The 14569-nt window shown below is 73.2% G+C and carries 13 protein-coding genes; 4 read left to right on the plus strand and 9 right to left on the minus strand.

Going from position 1 to position 14569, the window contains the following annotated elements; all coding sequences use genetic code 11:
• Nucleotides 1-5 precede the first annotated feature (5 nt).
• A complete protein-coding gene (locus ACLQ27_RS02670; protein WP_357496928.1) occupies nt 6-1310 on the minus strand; it encodes an SGNH/GDSL hydrolase family protein in 1305 nt (434 codons plus the stop codon).
• Nucleotides 1311-1601: 291 nt separating this feature from the next.
• Here ACLQ27_RS02670 and ACLQ27_RS02675 point away from each other — a divergent pair, with 291 nt between their 5' ends.
• The 3 genes from ACLQ27_RS02675 to ACLQ27_RS02685 all read left to right on the plus strand — a co-directional run bounded on the left by ACLQ27_RS02675 (nt 1602) and on the right by ACLQ27_RS02685 (nt 5546).
• Nucleotides 1602-3167 carry an AMP-binding protein gene (locus ACLQ27_RS02675; RefSeq protein ID WP_425865474.1) on the plus strand — a complete coding sequence of 522 codons (1566 nt, stop codon included), beginning with the start codon at nt 1602-1604 and terminating at the stop codon, nt 3165-3167.
• Nucleotides 3164-4384: an MFS transporter gene (locus ACLQ27_RS02680; protein ID WP_425865475.1), complete on the plus strand. Its 1221-nt coding sequence runs from the start codon at nt 3164-3166 to the stop codon at nt 4382-4384. The genes ACLQ27_RS02675 and ACLQ27_RS02680 overlap by 4 nt, the downstream gene beginning before the upstream one ends.
• 238 nt (nt 4385-4622) lie before the next feature.
• Nucleotides 4623-5546, plus strand: a complete 924-nt coding sequence (locus ACLQ27_RS02685) for an aminoglycoside phosphotransferase family protein (protein WP_357573827.1) — start codon at nt 4623-4625, stop codon at nt 5544-5546.
• A 34-nt stretch (nt 5547-5580) separates the two neighbouring features.
• Here ACLQ27_RS02685 and ACLQ27_RS02690 read toward each other — a convergent pair whose 3' ends face one another.
• Nucleotides 5581-6156, minus strand: coding sequence for a hypothetical protein (locus ACLQ27_RS02690; RefSeq protein ID WP_357573828.1), 576 nt, complete (start codon nt 6154-6156; stop codon nt 5581-5583).
• 211 nt (nt 6157-6367) lie between these two features.
• Here ACLQ27_RS02690 and ACLQ27_RS02695 point away from each other — a divergent pair, with 211 nt between their 5' ends.
• Nucleotides 6368-7057 (plus strand): SGNH/GDSL hydrolase family protein, encoded by a 690-nt coding sequence (locus ACLQ27_RS02695; RefSeq protein ID WP_425865476.1) that lies wholly within the window; start codon nt 6368-6370, stop codon nt 7055-7057.
• 51 nt (nt 7058-7108) lie between these two features.
• Here the strand turns inward: ACLQ27_RS02695 and ACLQ27_RS02700 are convergent, their stop codons facing one another.
• The 7 genes from ACLQ27_RS02700 to ACLQ27_RS02730 all read right to left on the minus strand — a co-directional run bounded on the left by ACLQ27_RS02700 (nt 7109) and on the right by ACLQ27_RS02730 (nt 14553).
• Entirely contained in the window at nt 7109-8482 is a 1374-nt protein-coding gene (locus ACLQ27_RS02700) for a hypothetical protein (protein WP_357496940.1), read from the minus strand.
• Nucleotides 8479-9447, minus strand: coding sequence for an alpha-ketoacid dehydrogenase subunit beta (locus tag ACLQ27_RS02705; protein WP_425865477.1), 969 nt, complete (start codon nt 9445-9447; stop codon nt 8479-8481). The genes ACLQ27_RS02700 and ACLQ27_RS02705 overlap by 4 nt, the downstream gene beginning before the upstream one ends.
• A gap of 28 nt (nt 9448-9475) precedes the next feature.
• Nucleotides 9476-10447, minus strand: coding sequence for a thiamine pyrophosphate-dependent dehydrogenase E1 component subunit alpha (locus ACLQ27_RS02710; protein WP_425865478.1), 972 nt, complete (start codon nt 10445-10447; stop codon nt 9476-9478).
• A complete protein-coding gene (locus ACLQ27_RS02715) occupies nt 10444-11235 on the minus strand; it encodes a DUF3050 domain-containing protein (protein WP_425865479.1) in 792 nt (263 codons plus the stop codon). The genes ACLQ27_RS02710 and ACLQ27_RS02715 overlap by 4 nt, the downstream gene beginning before the upstream one ends.
• A gap of 2 nt (nt 11236-11237) precedes the next feature.
• Nucleotides 11238-12167, minus strand: coding sequence for a phytanoyl-CoA dioxygenase family protein (locus ACLQ27_RS02720; RefSeq protein WP_425865480.1), 930 nt, complete (start codon nt 12165-12167; stop codon nt 11238-11240).
• Entirely contained in the window at nt 12164-13243 is a 1080-nt protein-coding gene (gene hppD, locus ACLQ27_RS02725; protein WP_425865481.1) for a 4-hydroxyphenylpyruvate dioxygenase, read from the minus strand. The genes ACLQ27_RS02720 and hppD overlap by 4 nt, the downstream gene beginning before the upstream one ends.
• Before the next feature lie 71 nt (nt 13244-13314).
• Nucleotides 13315-14553, minus strand: a complete 1239-nt coding sequence (locus ACLQ27_RS02730; protein ID WP_425865482.1) for a beta-ketoacyl-[acyl-carrier-protein] synthase family protein — start codon at nt 14551-14553, stop codon at nt 13315-13317.
• Nucleotides 14554-14569 lie beyond the last annotated feature (16 nt).

The raw sequence follows: 14569 nt of genomic DNA on the forward strand, positions 1-14569 counted from the left end.
CGGTGTCACAGGTTGAGCAGTCGCAGCGGAACGGCGTCGGCCATCGCCTGGTTGCCGGCGTCGTTCGGGTGGATGTGGTCCCCCGAGTCGTACGCGGGCAGCAGCTGGCTGGGCCGGGCCGGGTCGCGCACCACCCGGTCGAAGTCGAGCAGCCCGTCGAACTCCCGGCTGCCCCGCAGGTACGCGTTCACTGCCTGCCGGGTGGCCTCCTTCTCCGGCGTCCACACACCCGGGGCGCCGTGCCCCTCGTACGGGGTCAGCGTGGCGACCAGGCTGGTCAGCCCGCGCTGCTGAAGCTGCTGGTTGATCTGCCGGAGCGTGGCGATGATCGCCTCCGGCGAGTCGTTGGACATCCAGATGTCGTTGATGCCCAGGTGCGTGACGACCGTACGGACCCCGGTCTGGGGGAAGACGTCCTCGTTGAGGCGGGCCGCCGCGTTCGGGCCGAGCTGGAAGTAGCCGGGGTAGTCGCCGGCGCCCGGCTCGGTGCCCTCGTGGTTGAGGCGGTTGCCGGCCAGGCTCAGGTTGAGCACGCCGGGGGTGCGCCGGTCCGGCCGGTCCGCGAGCAGCCGGTCGGAGAGCAGGTCCGGCCAGCGCCGGTTGGCGTTGACAGTGCTGCCGTTGCCGTCGCCGATCGAGTCGCTGAGCACGACCAGCGCCCCCGGACTGCCCTTGCGCTGCACATCGACGCCGGACAGGAAGAACCAGCAGCAGGTGGGTCGGATGGTGAACCCGCCGCCGTCGGCGGCCCCGGTCAGGTCGCCGGCGCCGATGAAGTTGCTCTGCTGGGACTGCCCGTGGAAGGTCGTCGGCCCGGTCGGCGTCGGGAAGTGCAGCGTGACCACCAGGTCGCTGTCGTCCGCGACGGTGAAGGTCAGCGGGTCGCTGAGCAGCTCGGCGCCCCGGTTCATGGTGGCCGAGGCTGCGCCGGTGAACGTCAACGCGCGCAGCGAGGCCGGGTCGATGTCGGAGACGTCGTCGACTGTCGCGGTGTTCGGCCGGGCGACTGTGGCGCGGCCCACCCGGACCGCCTGCTCGCCGTAGAGGTTGCTCAGCCGTACGCGCAACGCCGGGCCACCCACCGAGACGTGCACGACCATCCGGACGCTCTGGTCGTTCAGGCCGGTGTTGGTCAACCCGACCGAGTTGCCCCGGGTGACCGCGGCGGCCCAGCTGCCCGCCCACTCGCCCCGGTCCGGCCGGGCCGCGACGGTCGGGGATCCGCCGGCGCTGGCGACGACGGCGGGTGTTGCCGTGACCAGCAGCGCCGCGGCCGCGGCGACGACATGCCATCTCTTCGGGGTCGACATTGAACCTCCATCGTGTGGCAGCCCAGGGCCGTCCGCTGACGGCTCCCGCCTGGACGATGGTCCAGAAACCTAGCCGCCGCCGATGACGGGCGTCAATCAACCTGATCGACGCGATCAAATGTCCACCGGGCCTGCCGGATCGCCCTTCGGCCCGGTCCCGCAGCGCCCTCGCCGGCCTAGGCTCGCAGGCGGCGGCGGTGCGGTCGCCGAACGCGCGCCCACCGCCCGCGGTGTCACCGGGAAGACCGACCCGGAGACCGCCGCTTCCTTGCGACGATGGGGGTTTGCCGGATGACTGACGGGCCCGGGCACGCGACCTATGTGGACAGGGCGCTGGATCTCTTCGCCGACTTCGGCGATCGGGAGGCGCTGGTCGGCGGGGACTGCCGCATCACGTACACCGAGGCCGCCGCGCTGGTGCGGACGATGGCGGGGGCTCTGACCCGGCACGGCGTACGGCCCGGCTCGGCGGTGCTGGTGACCGTCGCGAACGCCGTGGAGGGGCCGCTGCTCCAGCTCGCCCTGCACCTGATCGGCTGCCGGACGATGTGGGTCGCCCCGGTCACCGCCCGCCGGGAGGTCGACGAGTTCATCCGGCTGGCCTGCCCCGACGCCCTCGTCTACGACGCCCGCGACCCCGCCAGCCTGGGACCGGAGCTGGCCGCCGCGCTGCCGGGCGTGCCGGTGTGCTGCCTGGGCCCCGGCGGCGCCGGCCCGGACGTCACGGCCGACACCGATCCGGCCGGTTCCATGGCGCTGCCGGCGGCCGCCCGCGCGCCGGAGTCGTTCCTGCAGACCAGCGGCACCACCGGCACACCCAAGCTGGTGCACCACACCGAGAGCTTCTACGCCCAGATCCTCACCCTCGCGGCCGACTTCCGCGCCGCCGGGTTCCCCCTGCTGCGGCACCTGTCGCACTCGCCGATGTGGCTGGCCAGCGGCCAGATCACCGCCCTGATCAACCTGTTCACCGGTGGCGTGCTGTTCCTGCGCGACGACTGGGACCCGGCGGCGTTCGTGGCCACCGTGCAGCGGGAGCGGATCAACTCCACGTTCGTCACCCCGCCGATGCTCTACGAACTGCTGGACCACCCGGCGCTGGTGGGCGCCGACTTCTCGGCCATGTTCATGTTCAACGTGGGCGCCGGGCCCGCCGCGCCCGCCCGGCTGCGCCAGGCCATCGCGCGGTTCGGCCCGGTACTGCGCATCGTGTACGGCCTCAGCGAGGCCGTGGTCATCACCGCTCTACCCGGCCTGACCGACGATCCGGAGCACCCGGAGCGGCTGCGCTCCTGCGGGCGGCCCTACGGCGACGTACGCGTCGAGATCCGCGACGACGACGGCACGGTGCTGCCGCCGGGCCGCGACGGCGAGGTGTGGGTGCACACGAAGCTGAGCTTCGCCGGCTACCACGGCGAGCCGGAACTGACCGCGCAGACGCTGGTCGACGGCTGGGTCCGCAGCCGCGACATCGGCCACCTCGACGCCGACGGCTACCTCTACCTGGTCGACCGGACCCACGACATGATCCTGACCCGCCAGCGCAGCTGGCCCATCTACAGCCGCCCGATCGAGGACGTGCTCGCCGGGCACCCGCAGGTACGCGCCGCCGCGGTGATCGGCGTGCCGGACCCCACGGCCGGCGAGGTGCCGTACGCCTACGTCGTGCCGGCGCCGGACGCGCCAGTCACCGAACGGGAGCTGATCGACCTGGTGACCGCCGAGCTCAACGAGATGTGGGCGCCCGCCGGGGTGGAGTTCGTCGACAGGTTGCCGGTGAACCGGTCGGTGAAGGTGGACAAGCAGGCGCTGCGCGCGCGGTACGCCGCCCGCCGGACGGCGGCGGTCGGGACATGACCCCCCGCCGGCAGCTGGTCGTCCTGGTCAGCGCGGACCTGATCTCCAACCTGGGCACCCGCATCTCGGTGGTGACCATCCCCTGGCTGGTGCTGGTCACCACCGGCAGCCCGACCAAGATGGGTCTGGTCGCGTTCGCCGAGACGCTGCCGTACCTGCTGTCCAGCGCCCTCGGCACGCCCTGGGCGGACCGGTTCGGCCTGCGCCGCACCTCCATCCTGTGCGACGCGGGCAGCGCGGTGGCCATGGTCGTCGTCGCGCTGACTCCGTGGCTGGGCTTCGCCCCCCTGGTGGCGCTGGTCGCGGTGGCCGGCGCGCTGCGCGGCATCGGGGACCGGGTCAAGCACGTCATGTTCCGGCCGGTCGCCGAGGCCGCCGGGGTGCCGCTGATCCGCCTGACCTCGGCGTACGACGGGTTGAGCCGGGTGGTGACGCTGTTCGGCGCCGCCGTGGGCGGTCTGTTGATCGCCGCGTTCGGGGTGAGCCAGGCGATCCTCATCGACGCGGCCAGCTTCGCGATCTGCGCCCTGCTGATCGGTCTCCTGGTCCGCCCTTCGGCCGCTCCGGCGCAGCCCGCCGCCCCGGTCGGCTACCTGCGCGCGCTGGGTGACGGGTTCGGCTACCTCGTCCGGGACCGGCCGCTGCTGGGGATGCTTGTCGTCGTCTCGGCACTGAACATGGTCGCCAACGCCAGCGTGGCCGTCTACATCCCGTTCTGGGTCGCCCGGGAGCTGCACGGCCCGAGCGGCCTCGGTCTCGTGCTTGCGGCGTTCTCGGCCGGCGCGCTGCTGGGCAACGTGCTGTTCACCGCGCTCGGCCCGCGGCTACCCGGCCGGCTGACGTTCCTGCTCGGGGCGATGGTCGCCGGCACGCCTCGACTGATCGCATTGGCGATCAGCGACGAGTTGCCGGTCGTGCTCGTGGTGACGTTCCTGTCCGGCATCGGCATCGCGGCGGTCAACCCGCTGCTCGGGGTGGCGCTCTACGAGCGGGTGCCGCCGGATCTGCAGACCCGGGTGCTCGGCATCGCCGGATCGCTGGCCTTCGTGGGCCTGCCGGTCGGCGCGCTGCTCGGCGGCTGGTCGGTGGACGCGCTCGGGCTCACCCCGGCGCTGCTGGTCATGGCCGTGGCGTGCCTGCTCGTCACCGCGTTCCCCCTGGTGGCCAGGGCATCCAACCCGAAGACACCGACGCGACCCACACCTGCAGCCGCCTGACGTCCTGCTGGCCGGCGGGCGGGTGGCGACCACCTCGCCCGCCGCCTTTGCTCTGCTTCAACGGAGGCAACAGTACGAGGCCCCAACCGTTGCCTGGGTGGAAGCAGAGCAAAGGAGCCGGTTGAGGTACGGCCAGGCGCGCACCTCCCGCACGCGTGGCCCAGGCGCTGGCCCGACCGGCCCCACCGTCGGCGCAAATCGGTTGCGGGCGCCCGGCGGAGCCCGCAGGCTCGGGCGGATGAGCGCACAGCCCGCACCCGACGCGCCGCACACCGACGAGACGACGGCCCGGCGCATCACCGTGGGCCTGGTCCGTCGACTGGTCGCCGAGCAGTTCCCCCGCTGGGCCGAGCTGCCGGTGCGCCCGGTCGAGGTCGGCGGCTGGGACAACCGCACCTTCCACCTGGGTGACGAGATGACCGTCCGGCTGCCCAGCGGCGAGGGCTACGCCCAGCAGGTCGCCAAGGAACAGCGCTGGCTGCCGCTCCTCGGCGGCCAGCTGCCGCTGGACATCCCCACCCCGCTGGCCCAGGGCCGGCCCGGGGCCGGCTACCCGTACCCGTGGTCGGTCTACGGCTGGATCGACGGCCGGACCGCGGCCGTCGAGCGGATCGACGACCTGACCCGATTCGCGACCGACCTCGCCGCCTTCCTGCGGGCCCTGCGAGACGTCGACACCACCGAGGGCCCGGCGGCCGGCCCGCACAGCGCCTGGCGCGGTGGCCCGCTGTCCACGTACGACGCGGAGACCCGCGCGGCCATCGGGACGCACCGCGACCGGCTGCCCGTCGACGTGGTGACCGACATCTGGCAGGCCGCGCTCGACGCCGCCTGGGACGGGCCCCCGGTCTGGTTCCACGGCGACGTCGCGGACGGCAACCTGCTGGTCCGCGACGGCCGGCTCGCCGCCGTCATCGACTTCGGCTGCTGCGGTGTCGGCGATCCCGCCTGCGACACGGTGATCGCCTGGACGCTGCTGCGCGGCGCCGCCCGGGCGGCGTTCCGCGACGCGCTCGACGTCGACGCGGCCACCTGGGCGCGCGGACGCGGGTGGGCGCTGTGGAAGGCGCTCATCACGCTTGACGCCCCGGAGCCGGCCACGGCGGCCTGGGCCCGGCGGGTGCTCGGCGAACTGCTCGCCGAGCACGCCGTGTCCCGCTGATCCCCCGCGCACCGGCCCCGGCTGGGGCGTCTCGTCAGTGACCGGTTCGGACCGGGGTGGCGTGTTCGGTCCGGCAGCGCGGGCAGCGCAGCTTCGACCCGGCGACGGCGGTCGGCACGCGCAGGCGCTGCCCGCAGCCGCAGGTGAACTCCCGGGCCGAGCGCAGGTACTCGGCGCGGTCGCGCCGTGGCCACCGGCTGTGGCAGCGGGCGCACCACTTCGGCGGGTAGCTGTTGTACCAGGCCAGCCCGAACGCTCCCCCGACCATCAGGGCACCGGGGACCAGCAGGCCCAGCGGCGCGAGCAGGGCGGGCCACAGGGCGCCGACGCCGTCGGACAGCACCGCGCCGACCACGACCACAACGACCATCGGCACGCCGAGCAGGGTGAACCCGAAGCCCCACGCGAAGGCCAGCAGCGACAGCAGGAACACCGCCCACATGCCGCCGGGGGCCCATCGCCGGACGCCGTACCCGCCGCAGCGTGGACAGTCCGGCGAGGCACGGTGCGGCACGGCCCGCAGCGCCTTCGGCGCGAGCCACTCGGTCAGTTTGCCGAGGATCGCCTCGACCAGCTTGCTCGCCAGCGCCTGCAGAAAGGCGTTGAGCACCGCCACCTCCCTCCGAGCGAGTCGCCAGCCCCACGGCGGCCGGCCCACCGTCATCGTGGCGGACCTGTGCCAGCACACCGGCCCACCGCGCCGACGCCACCGCCCCGACGACGCCAATCCGACAGGGGCAACGAACCTCGTCGTTCGTCGTCAGTTCCACCTGGCCGAGGTCAGCCTGGCCGAGGAGGCGCCTGTCGGTTAGCGTGCCGGCATGCCATCGACGCTCGACGAATCGACAGACCCGTACTGTCTCCGCCCCGGTGAGGCCACCGAGCTGCTGCGCGGGCACCCGTGGCGGCGGTTCGTGGCGATCGGCGACAGCGTCGTGGAGGGCATGTGCGAGCCGACGCCGGGATACCCGGACGTGCAGTGGGTGGACCGGGTCGCCGCCGAGCTGAGGGCCGTGCGCCCCGAGCTGGCGTACCGCAATCTGGGTCGGCGCGGGCTGCGCGCGCACCAGGTGCGGGCCGCGCAGCTCGCCCCGGCGCTGGCCTTCGAGCCGGACCTGGCGCTGGTCGTCTGCGGCGGCAACGACGCCTTTCACCCGGCGTACGACGCGGACGCGGTGGACGCCGAGCTGACCGCGATGATCAGCGCGCTACGGGACGTCGGCGCGGACGTGATCACGGTGGGCATGTTCGACGTGTCGCACAGCCCGGCCGTGCCCGAGCACGTGCGGGCCGGCCTCGGGGAACGGATGCGCCGCCTCTCCGCGCACACGGCGCGGCTGGCCGACCGCCTGGGAACTGTCCACGTGCACCTCACGGACCACCCGCTGACGGCCGACCCGACCCTCTACAGCACCGACGGCCGCCACGGCAGCGCCCGCAGCGACGCGATAGCGACTGCCGAAACCCTGCGCGCCCTCCGACGACCGCCTCCGTCCCACCGCGCCCGGTGATCATGAAGTTGTTGCCCTCGGGCGCGGTGTGGCGCGGCAACAACTTCATGGTCAACCGGAGGTTGGGGGGCCGGACAGGAGGACTCCGGTCAGGAGGACTCCGTGGGCCAGGTTGAGGATTCCGTCGCCGCCGGGGAAGCCGACCCTCGCCAGGCCGCCGGAGGCCTGACGGCCGAACAGGTAGGGGGCGAGGGAGTACGGGACATCGGCCGTCACCGTTTCGCCGGTCTCGATCTGCACGAAGTCCATCGGCACCCGGTCGGCCGGCAGGTACTGCTGCAGGATGTTGCCGCCCCGGTCGACGGCCGCGCGCAGGCCCTCGGCCCACTCCGCCGGGCTCAGCTCGGGGCCGATCAGCACCCCGTGCCCGGCGGAACCGTCCGCCGGCTTCGCCACCAGCTCGGCCTGCTCGGCGATCGCGCGGTCGAGCACCGCGACGGTCAACGGCACCGTGTACGGCACGTGCCGGCGGATCAGCGTCTGGTCGTCGGCGGGCAGGGCGTCCACGTCCTCCCACAGCCAGGCGAAGGTGGTCTTGTTGCCGAGCAGCCAGGCCGCCGCCGACACGAACATCGGCAGCGTGCCGGCGGCCAGCGCGCCGGCCACCGCGTCCAGGCCGGCGGTCGGGGTGACCCGGTTGGGCACGAAGAGGCGGAACAGCGCGTCGACCGGCGCACCGTCCACCACGAGCCGCTTGTCGTCCGCCAGGGTGGCGGTGGCCAGGGGCGCGATGACCAGGTCGATGCCGAAGTCGCGGGCCCGCACGGCGAGCGGGCTGAGGATGCGGATGAACGTCTCCGGGTCGTCCAGCCCTGGATAGTCGGCGTCGAAGTCCATCAGCAGCGCCAACCGGGCGCCGTCGGGCAACCCCAGCTCGTCACGGATCGCCACGAAACGCTGGTCCAGCAGCGACGGCGCGGCGCGTACCGGCAGGTCGTCGAGGATGCCGTGCTCGGCGTAGAGCTGCGCGAACCGCTGGATGACGGTGTCGGCGTCGAACCCTCCCCCGAGGCTGCTGTCGATGTTGTACTCGACGAACTTCGGCACGCCCTCGGTGAAGATCACATCCGGTCGGTACGCGGCCAGCAGCGCCTCGGTCAGCGGCTCCGACTCGTCCAGCAGCCGGGTCTCCCCCGCCGGGACGCCGAGCAGCCGGCGCAACTCGCCGGCGGTGTCCACCCGGCGCCGGCAGGTGTCCAGGATGAGGTGGGCCAGCCGGTCGCAGACCTCGTTCAGCTCCCGCCAGGCGTCGGCGGTCAGGATCGGGGGGCGGGCCAACCGCCACTCCTTGTTGTAGGTGGCCCGTCCGTGAAAGACGCGTTCCCAGGCGGCCGCGCCGCTGGCCACCATGGCCTGGCGGGCCGGCTCCGGCAGGTCGGTCCAGGCCCGGTCGGCCGGCGGCCACGAGTAGTTCGGGTCGATCATGATGAGTCCTTCATGGTCAGGTGGATGGCGGTGGCGAGCTGCTCCCGGGAGGGCTGCACGGCGCGGTCCAGGGCGGGGGCGAACGGCAGCACCGCCCCGTCCGGGCGGGTGACCCGGCGCGGCGGGGCGAGCAGTCGGACCCGCTCCACCACCGAGGCGATGACCTCGGCGGCGATGCCGCAGGAGCGGTTGGCGTCGTCGAGCACCACGAGACGCCCGGTGCGGGCCACCGACTCGGCCAACCCGTCGATGTCGAAGGGGTACAGGGTGCGCGGGTCGAACACCTCCACCGAGACCTGGTCGGCAAGCTCCGCGGCGACCGCGAGCGCGTCGTGCACGAGATGCCCGACCGCGACGACCGTGACGTCGTCGCCGAAGCGGTGGATGCGCCCCCGGCCCAGCGGCACCGGCTCCAGATCGGACACGTCGTCGCGGACGTCCATCGCGCCCGCCGGGGCGAACACCACCACCGGGTCGTCGTGCCGGATCGCGCTGACCAGCAGTCCGTACGCGTCGGCCGGGGTGGCCGGCACGACGGTGACCACCCCGACGTGGGCGAAGAGGCTGTACGGGTGGTCGGAGTGCTGCCCCGCCCAGCCGGTCCGCGACCCGGAGCCGGGCACCAGGTAGGTGACGGGCACCGCGCACTGCCCGCCGGTCATCAACGGGAACTTGTGCGCGTGGTTGACGATCTGCTCGAAGACCAGAAACAGCAGCGACGGGATCTGGAACTCGATCACCGGCCGCAGCCCGGCCAGCGCCGCCCCGGTGGCGAAGCTGGTGAACGCCTGCTCCGACAGCGGTGTGTCGCGGACCCGGTCGACGCCGAACCGTTTGGCCAGCCCGGTGGTCACCAGTGACGCGCCGACCTGGATGTCCTCGCCGAGCAGGAACACCGCCTCGTCGCGGGCCAGCTCGTCGGCGAGGGCCCGGGTCAGGGCCCGGCGGTACGACAGTCGGGGCACCTCAGCCACCTCCGGTGCGCAGGGTCATTCAGCCACCTCCGGTGCGGGCGGTCATTCCGCTGGCGTACAGGTAGGCCAGCGCGTCGGCCGGGTCGGGTTCCGGGCTGTCCAGGGCGAAGCGCACCGCCGCGTCGACTGTCGCCTCCACCTCGGCGTCCACCGCGGCGCGGTCGGCGTCGGAGAGCCGTTCGCCCTGGATGTGCACCGGGTCCCGGGCCCGGCCCCGGGTCACCTCGTCGGGCGGCCGGTAGTCGAGGCGTACCGCGTGTTCGAAGGTGTGGTGGGCGTCGAAGCGGTAGGTCCGGGCCTCGATCAGCTCGGGGCCGCCGCCGGCGCGCATCCGGTCGACGGCGGCGGCCGCGGCGTCGCGTACCGCCTCCGGGTCCTGGCCGTCGACCTCGACGGCCCGGATGCCGAAGGCGGCGGCCCGGCCGGCGATGCTGCCGGCCACCGCGCCGGCGACCGGCATGGTGGTGGCGTAGCCGTTGTTCTCGCAGACGAACAGCACCGGCACCCGCCACAGCGCGGCCAGGTTGAACGCCTCCAGCAGCATCCCCTCGTTGACCGCGCCGTCGCCGAAGAAGCTCACCCCGACGGTGTCGTGGCCCTGCCGTCGACGGGCCCACACCGCGCCCGTGATGATCGCCCCGGACGCGCCGACGATGGCGTTCGCGCCGAGCACGCCGATGCTGACATCGGCGGCGTGCATCGAGCCGCCCCGCCCGGCGTTGAGGCCGGTCAGCCGGCCGCACAGCTCGGCGAGCATCCGGGCCGGGTCGGCGCCGCGGGCCAGGACGTGCCCGTGCCCGCGGTGGGTGCCGGCGAGCACGTCGTCGGCCCCGAGCGCGGCGCAGACGCCGGCGGCGATCCCCTCCTGACCGAGGTACGGGTGGATGCCGCCGACGATCTGCCCGCCGTGGACCAGCTCCACCGCACGCTGTTCGAACCGGCGGATCAGCCGGACCGTGCGGTAGAGCCGGACCGGGTCGGCGTCGGTCACGCCGGCGCCTTGATCGCCGCGAGGATGTCGTCCCAGAGCCGGGCGCGGGCAGCGAGGGCGGTGTTGACCGTGTCGGCGCACTCCTGCCACTTGGTGTCGTCGTCGCCGCACAGGTCGGCGAGCATCTGCATGGCCATCGGGGTGTGCTGTTCGCCGTCGACCTCGATGTGCCGTTCCAGGTAGTCGACGAAGGCGTGCAGCCGGTTGCTGCGCTCGTTGACCGCGACGACCTGGGTGAACATGTCCGGGATGAGGTCCTCCCGGCCGAACGCGAAGGCCGCCGCCTGGCAGTGCACCGGGGTGGACTCGATGATGTGCCAGGTGGTCGCGGCGAACCGCGCGGACGCGGCCGGCGCCCCCGCCTCGGCGAGCGCGTCGGTCACCGGCCGGCCCGCGCGCAGCAGGTCGACGAGGCTGTTCACGGCTGTGGTGTCCGCGCCGGCCTCGACCATGCCCCGCACGTACAGCTCGAAGTGGCTGATGTAGCCCTCGCCCAGCTCGTCGCTCTCCTCCACCATGACGATGTCGTTGATGAGGCGGCGGCTGCCGGTCGGGCCGGTCGGGATCCACGGGACGTTCACGCAGGTCAACTGCCGCTGCAACGACTTGAGCAGCGACATGAAGTCCCACACCGCGAAGACGTGGTGCTCCATGAATGTGACCAGCGACTCGTGGGTGTCGAGGTTGGCGTAGAGCGGGTGCTTGACCACGGCGTCGCGCCGCTCGGTCACCGCCGTTTCCAGCCGCTCGATGCCCGGGTGCGTCCTACCCCAGTCGTACCGTGACATTGTCAGCCTCCCTGCTGGGCGCGGTGGCGCCAGATGACCGGGCAGTAGTCGGGGTCCGCGTAGTCCGGCCGCCCGTCGTGGGTGCGGCGGACCAGCACGTCGTGGTTGTACGCGGCGAGCGTGCCGTCGGAGAGCGGATACTCCCGCCAGGCGTTGTCGCCGTCCTGCAGGTGCAGCGAGATCGCCTGTCGGGGGCGACCGCTGACGTTCGGGCCGCTGCCGTGGTAGGTGCGGCAGTGGTGGAAACTCACGTGTCCCTTGGGGATCACCATCGGGATCTTGCGGATCTCCGCGCCGTTGTACGCGGCATTCTCGGCCAGCATCTCCTCCAGCTGGCTGCGGTCGCGGTCGGCGAAGTGCCGCACGACCGTGTCGTCGGCGCCGATCTCCTTCCAGCGGTGCGAGCCGTCGACCATGGTGATGGTGCCCATCTCCTGGCCGCAGTCGTGGAACGGGATGAACGCGGTGAGCATCTTCTCCGACGAGGACGACGCCCAGTAGTGCTTGTCGAAGTGCCACGGCACGATGTTGCTCGGCTCGCCGGAGATCGGCGGCTTGTAGATCAGCGTGGACTGGAAGACGCGGATCTCGTCGGCCTCGGCGAGCCGGGCGGCGACCGCGCCGATCAGCGGCTTGCGCAGGATCGCGCCCAGCCCGTCGTGCTCGTGGTGGACGTAGTCGTTGTGCCGCTGCACCGGCCCCTTGGCGGGCTCCCAGTAGGCGAGCTTCGGTGGGCGCACCGGCAGCCGCCGGTCCCGTTCACCGTCGTAGTAGCGCTGCGCGGCGGCGGCGAGCGCGTCCACCTCGTCGTCGGTGAACAGCTTCTTCGACAGGTACCAGCCGTGCTCGGCGTAGTGCCGCACGTCGTCGTCGGACGGCAGCAGCGCCCGCTCCTGCTCGGTGAGCGTCGAGTCGTACCCGGTCGCGGTCATGCGCCCACCGCCGCGGCCGCGGCCAGTTCCCGCTCCTTGGCCTCGTACAGCGCCTTGATGTTGCCGCTGCCGAAGCCGCTCGCGCCCCGCCGCTCGATCAGCTCCAGGAACAGCGTGCGGCGCACGTGCATCGACTCGGCGAAGATCTGCAACAGCTGCCCGCCGTGATCGGAGTCGACAAGGACCCCCAGCTCGCGCAGTCGTTCCAGCGGTGCGTCCACCCGGCCGACCCGCGCCTCCAGGGCTTCGTAGTAGCTGGCGGGGGTGCCGGCGAAGCGCACCCCGCGCCGGCCCAGCGACTCCACGGCAGCCACGATGTCGTCGGTACGCAGCCCCAGGTGCTGCACTCCCCCACCGGCGTGCTGGTCGAGGAACGCGTCGATCTGCCCCGGCCGGCGGGTCCGGTCCGGCTCCAGCAGCACCACGGTGACCTGCCCGGACGGGCTCTGCACCACCTTGGAGTTCATCCCCTGCCCGTCGACCTCGATGTGCTCCTCGAAGATCTGCGCGAACTCGAACAGCCCCTCGAAGTGCCGGACCGTCTCGTCCAGCTGGCCGGGCGGCACGCAGACCGCCAGGTGGTCGACCTCGGCCAGGACCGGCTTGCCCTCGTCCGCGGTGAACGGCATCGGTGTGATCACGCCGGGCAGGAGGTCGGCGCGGCTCCCCCGGCGCTGCACCAGGCGGTGCCGCACGTCGGCGAAGCCGTCCACCTCGGCGGTCACCACCTCGGCGTCCGCGCCGGTCAGCGTGGTCGGTGGCGTCACGCCTGTCGCGCCCCGGCCGACCAGCTCGGCGTACGCCTGCTCGACGTCGCCGACCTCGACCGCGACGACAGCGATGCCGTCGCCGTGGCGCTGCACGTACCGGGCCGCCGGATGCTCGGCGCTCAGCCCGGAGGTGAGCAGCAGGCGGATGTCGCCGTGGCAGAGCAGCAGTGAGCGCTGCCCGGCCAGGCCGGTCTCCGGGCCACCCTGGCCGCAGATCTGGAAACCGACTGCGGTGCTGAAGTAGAAGGCCGCCTGTCGGGCGTCACCTACGTAGAGTTCGATGTGGTCGATCCCACGGATGTCCATGTCTCTGTGCCCTTCCCCATGCTTCCCCCGTGTTGCCGTCCGGACGCCCCCCGTCCGGGATGCCGCGTCGCTCACCTCCTCGGCTCGGCGACCCGCGCGAGCAGCAGGCTCACGTTCTGGCCGCCGAACCCGAACGAGTTGGTCAGCGCGTACTCCGGGTCGGCCTTGCGGGGCGTGCCACGGATGTGGTCCGCCGGGCAGGCCGGGTCCGGGTCGTCGAGGTGGTACGTCGGTGGCAGCAGCCCTCGACCGAGCGCCACCGCGGTCACCGCCGCCTCCAGCACCCCGGAGGCGCCGAGCAGGTGGCCGGTGAGCGCCTTGGTGGAGCTGACCGGCACACCGCCGTCGCCGAAGACGTCCCCGAGCGCGGTGGTCTCGGCGATGTCGCCGAGCTTCGTGCCGGTGCCGTGCGCGTTGACGTAGCCGACCGCGGCCGCCGGCACGCCCGAGCTGCGCAGCGCGCCACGGATGCACGCGGCGGCGCCGGCGCCGTCGGGGCGCGGGGCCGTCGGGTGGTACGCGTCGGTGGTCGCGCCGTAGCCGGCCACCTCGGCGTACCCGGTGGCACCGCGGGCGGCGGCGTGCTCGGCACGTTCGACCACCAGCAGCGCCGCGCCCTCGGCCAGCACGAACCCGGAGCGGGACGTGTCGAACGGCCGGCTCGCCCGGGACGGGTCGTCCCCGGCGCGGGCCAGCGCCCGCGCATTGGCGAAGGTGTCGGCGAAGGTGGGAAACAGCGGTGCCTCGCTGGCCCCGCAGAGCACCACGTCGGCCTCCCCCGCCCGGATCAACCGGACCGCGTCGGCGACCGCCTGCGCGCCGGACGCGCAGGCCGTGCCGACCGACGAGCTGTAGCCCCGGATGCCGTGCGCGATGGCGATCCGCGCCGCCGGCATGTTCGGCAGGATGCCGGTGAGCAGGTACGGGCTGACCGCCGCGCGACCCCGCGCGGCGCGGGCGAGCACCTGGGTCTCCAGGGTCGCCATCCCGCCGACCCCGCCGACGATCACGCCGATCCGGGACTCGTCGACGTCGCGGCCCACCTCGATGCCGGCGTCGGCGAGCGCGTCGGCGGCGGCGAGCAGAGCGAGCACCACGATCCGGTCCAGCACCCGACTCTCCGGCCCGGACACGACGCTGCGCGGGTCGATGTCCGGCAGCAGGCCGGCGACGTCCAGCGACTCGCGCGCCGGATGACCGGCGGGCGGCCGGGTCAGCCCGGAACGGCCGGTGGTCAGCGCGTCGAAGGTCTCCTCGACGCCCCGCCCGACCGGGGTGAACAGGCCCATCCCGGTGATCAGCGCGCTCACGCCGCCACCCCGGATC

It is taken from the genome of Micromonospora sp. DT63, assembly GCF_049841615.1.
Classification (GTDB): Bacteria; Actinomycetota; Actinomycetes; order Mycobacteriales; family Micromonosporaceae; genus Micromonospora.

Bases quoted from the DNA above. Each gene is read 5' to 3' on its own strand.
- ACLQ27_RS02685 (WP_357573827.1), top strand. From the start codon at position 4,623: ATGAGCGCACAGCCCGCACCCGACGCGCCGCACACCGACGAGACGACG.
- ACLQ27_RS02695 (WP_425865476.1), top strand. From the start codon at position 6,368: ATGCCATCGACGCTCGACGAATCGACAGACCCGTACTGTCTCCGCCCC.
- ACLQ27_RS02670 (WP_357496928.1), bottom strand. From the start codon at position 1,310: ATGTCGACCCCGAAGAGATGGCATGTCGTCGCCGCGGCCGCGGCGCTG.
- ACLQ27_RS02720 (WP_425865480.1), bottom strand. From the start codon at position 12,167: ATGACCGCGACCGGGTACGACTCGACGCTCACCGAGCAGGAGCGGGCG.
- ACLQ27_RS02675 (WP_425865474.1), top strand. From the start codon at position 1,602: ATGACTGACGGGCCCGGGCACGCGACCTATGTGGACAGGGCGCTGGAT.
- ACLQ27_RS02700 (WP_357496940.1), bottom strand. From the start codon at position 8,482: ATGATCGACCCGAACTACTCGTGGCCGCCGGCCGACCGGGCCTGGACC.
- hppD (WP_425865481.1), bottom strand. From the start codon at position 13,243: ATGGACATCCGTGGGATCGACCACATCGAACTCTACGTAGGTGACGCC.
- ACLQ27_RS02715 (WP_425865479.1), bottom strand. From the start codon at position 11,235: ATGTCACGGTACGACTGGGGTAGGACGCACCCGGGCATCGAGCGGCTG.
- ACLQ27_RS02680 (WP_425865475.1), top strand. From the start codon at position 3,164: ATGACCCCCCGCCGGCAGCTGGTCGTCCTGGTCAGCGCGGACCTGATC.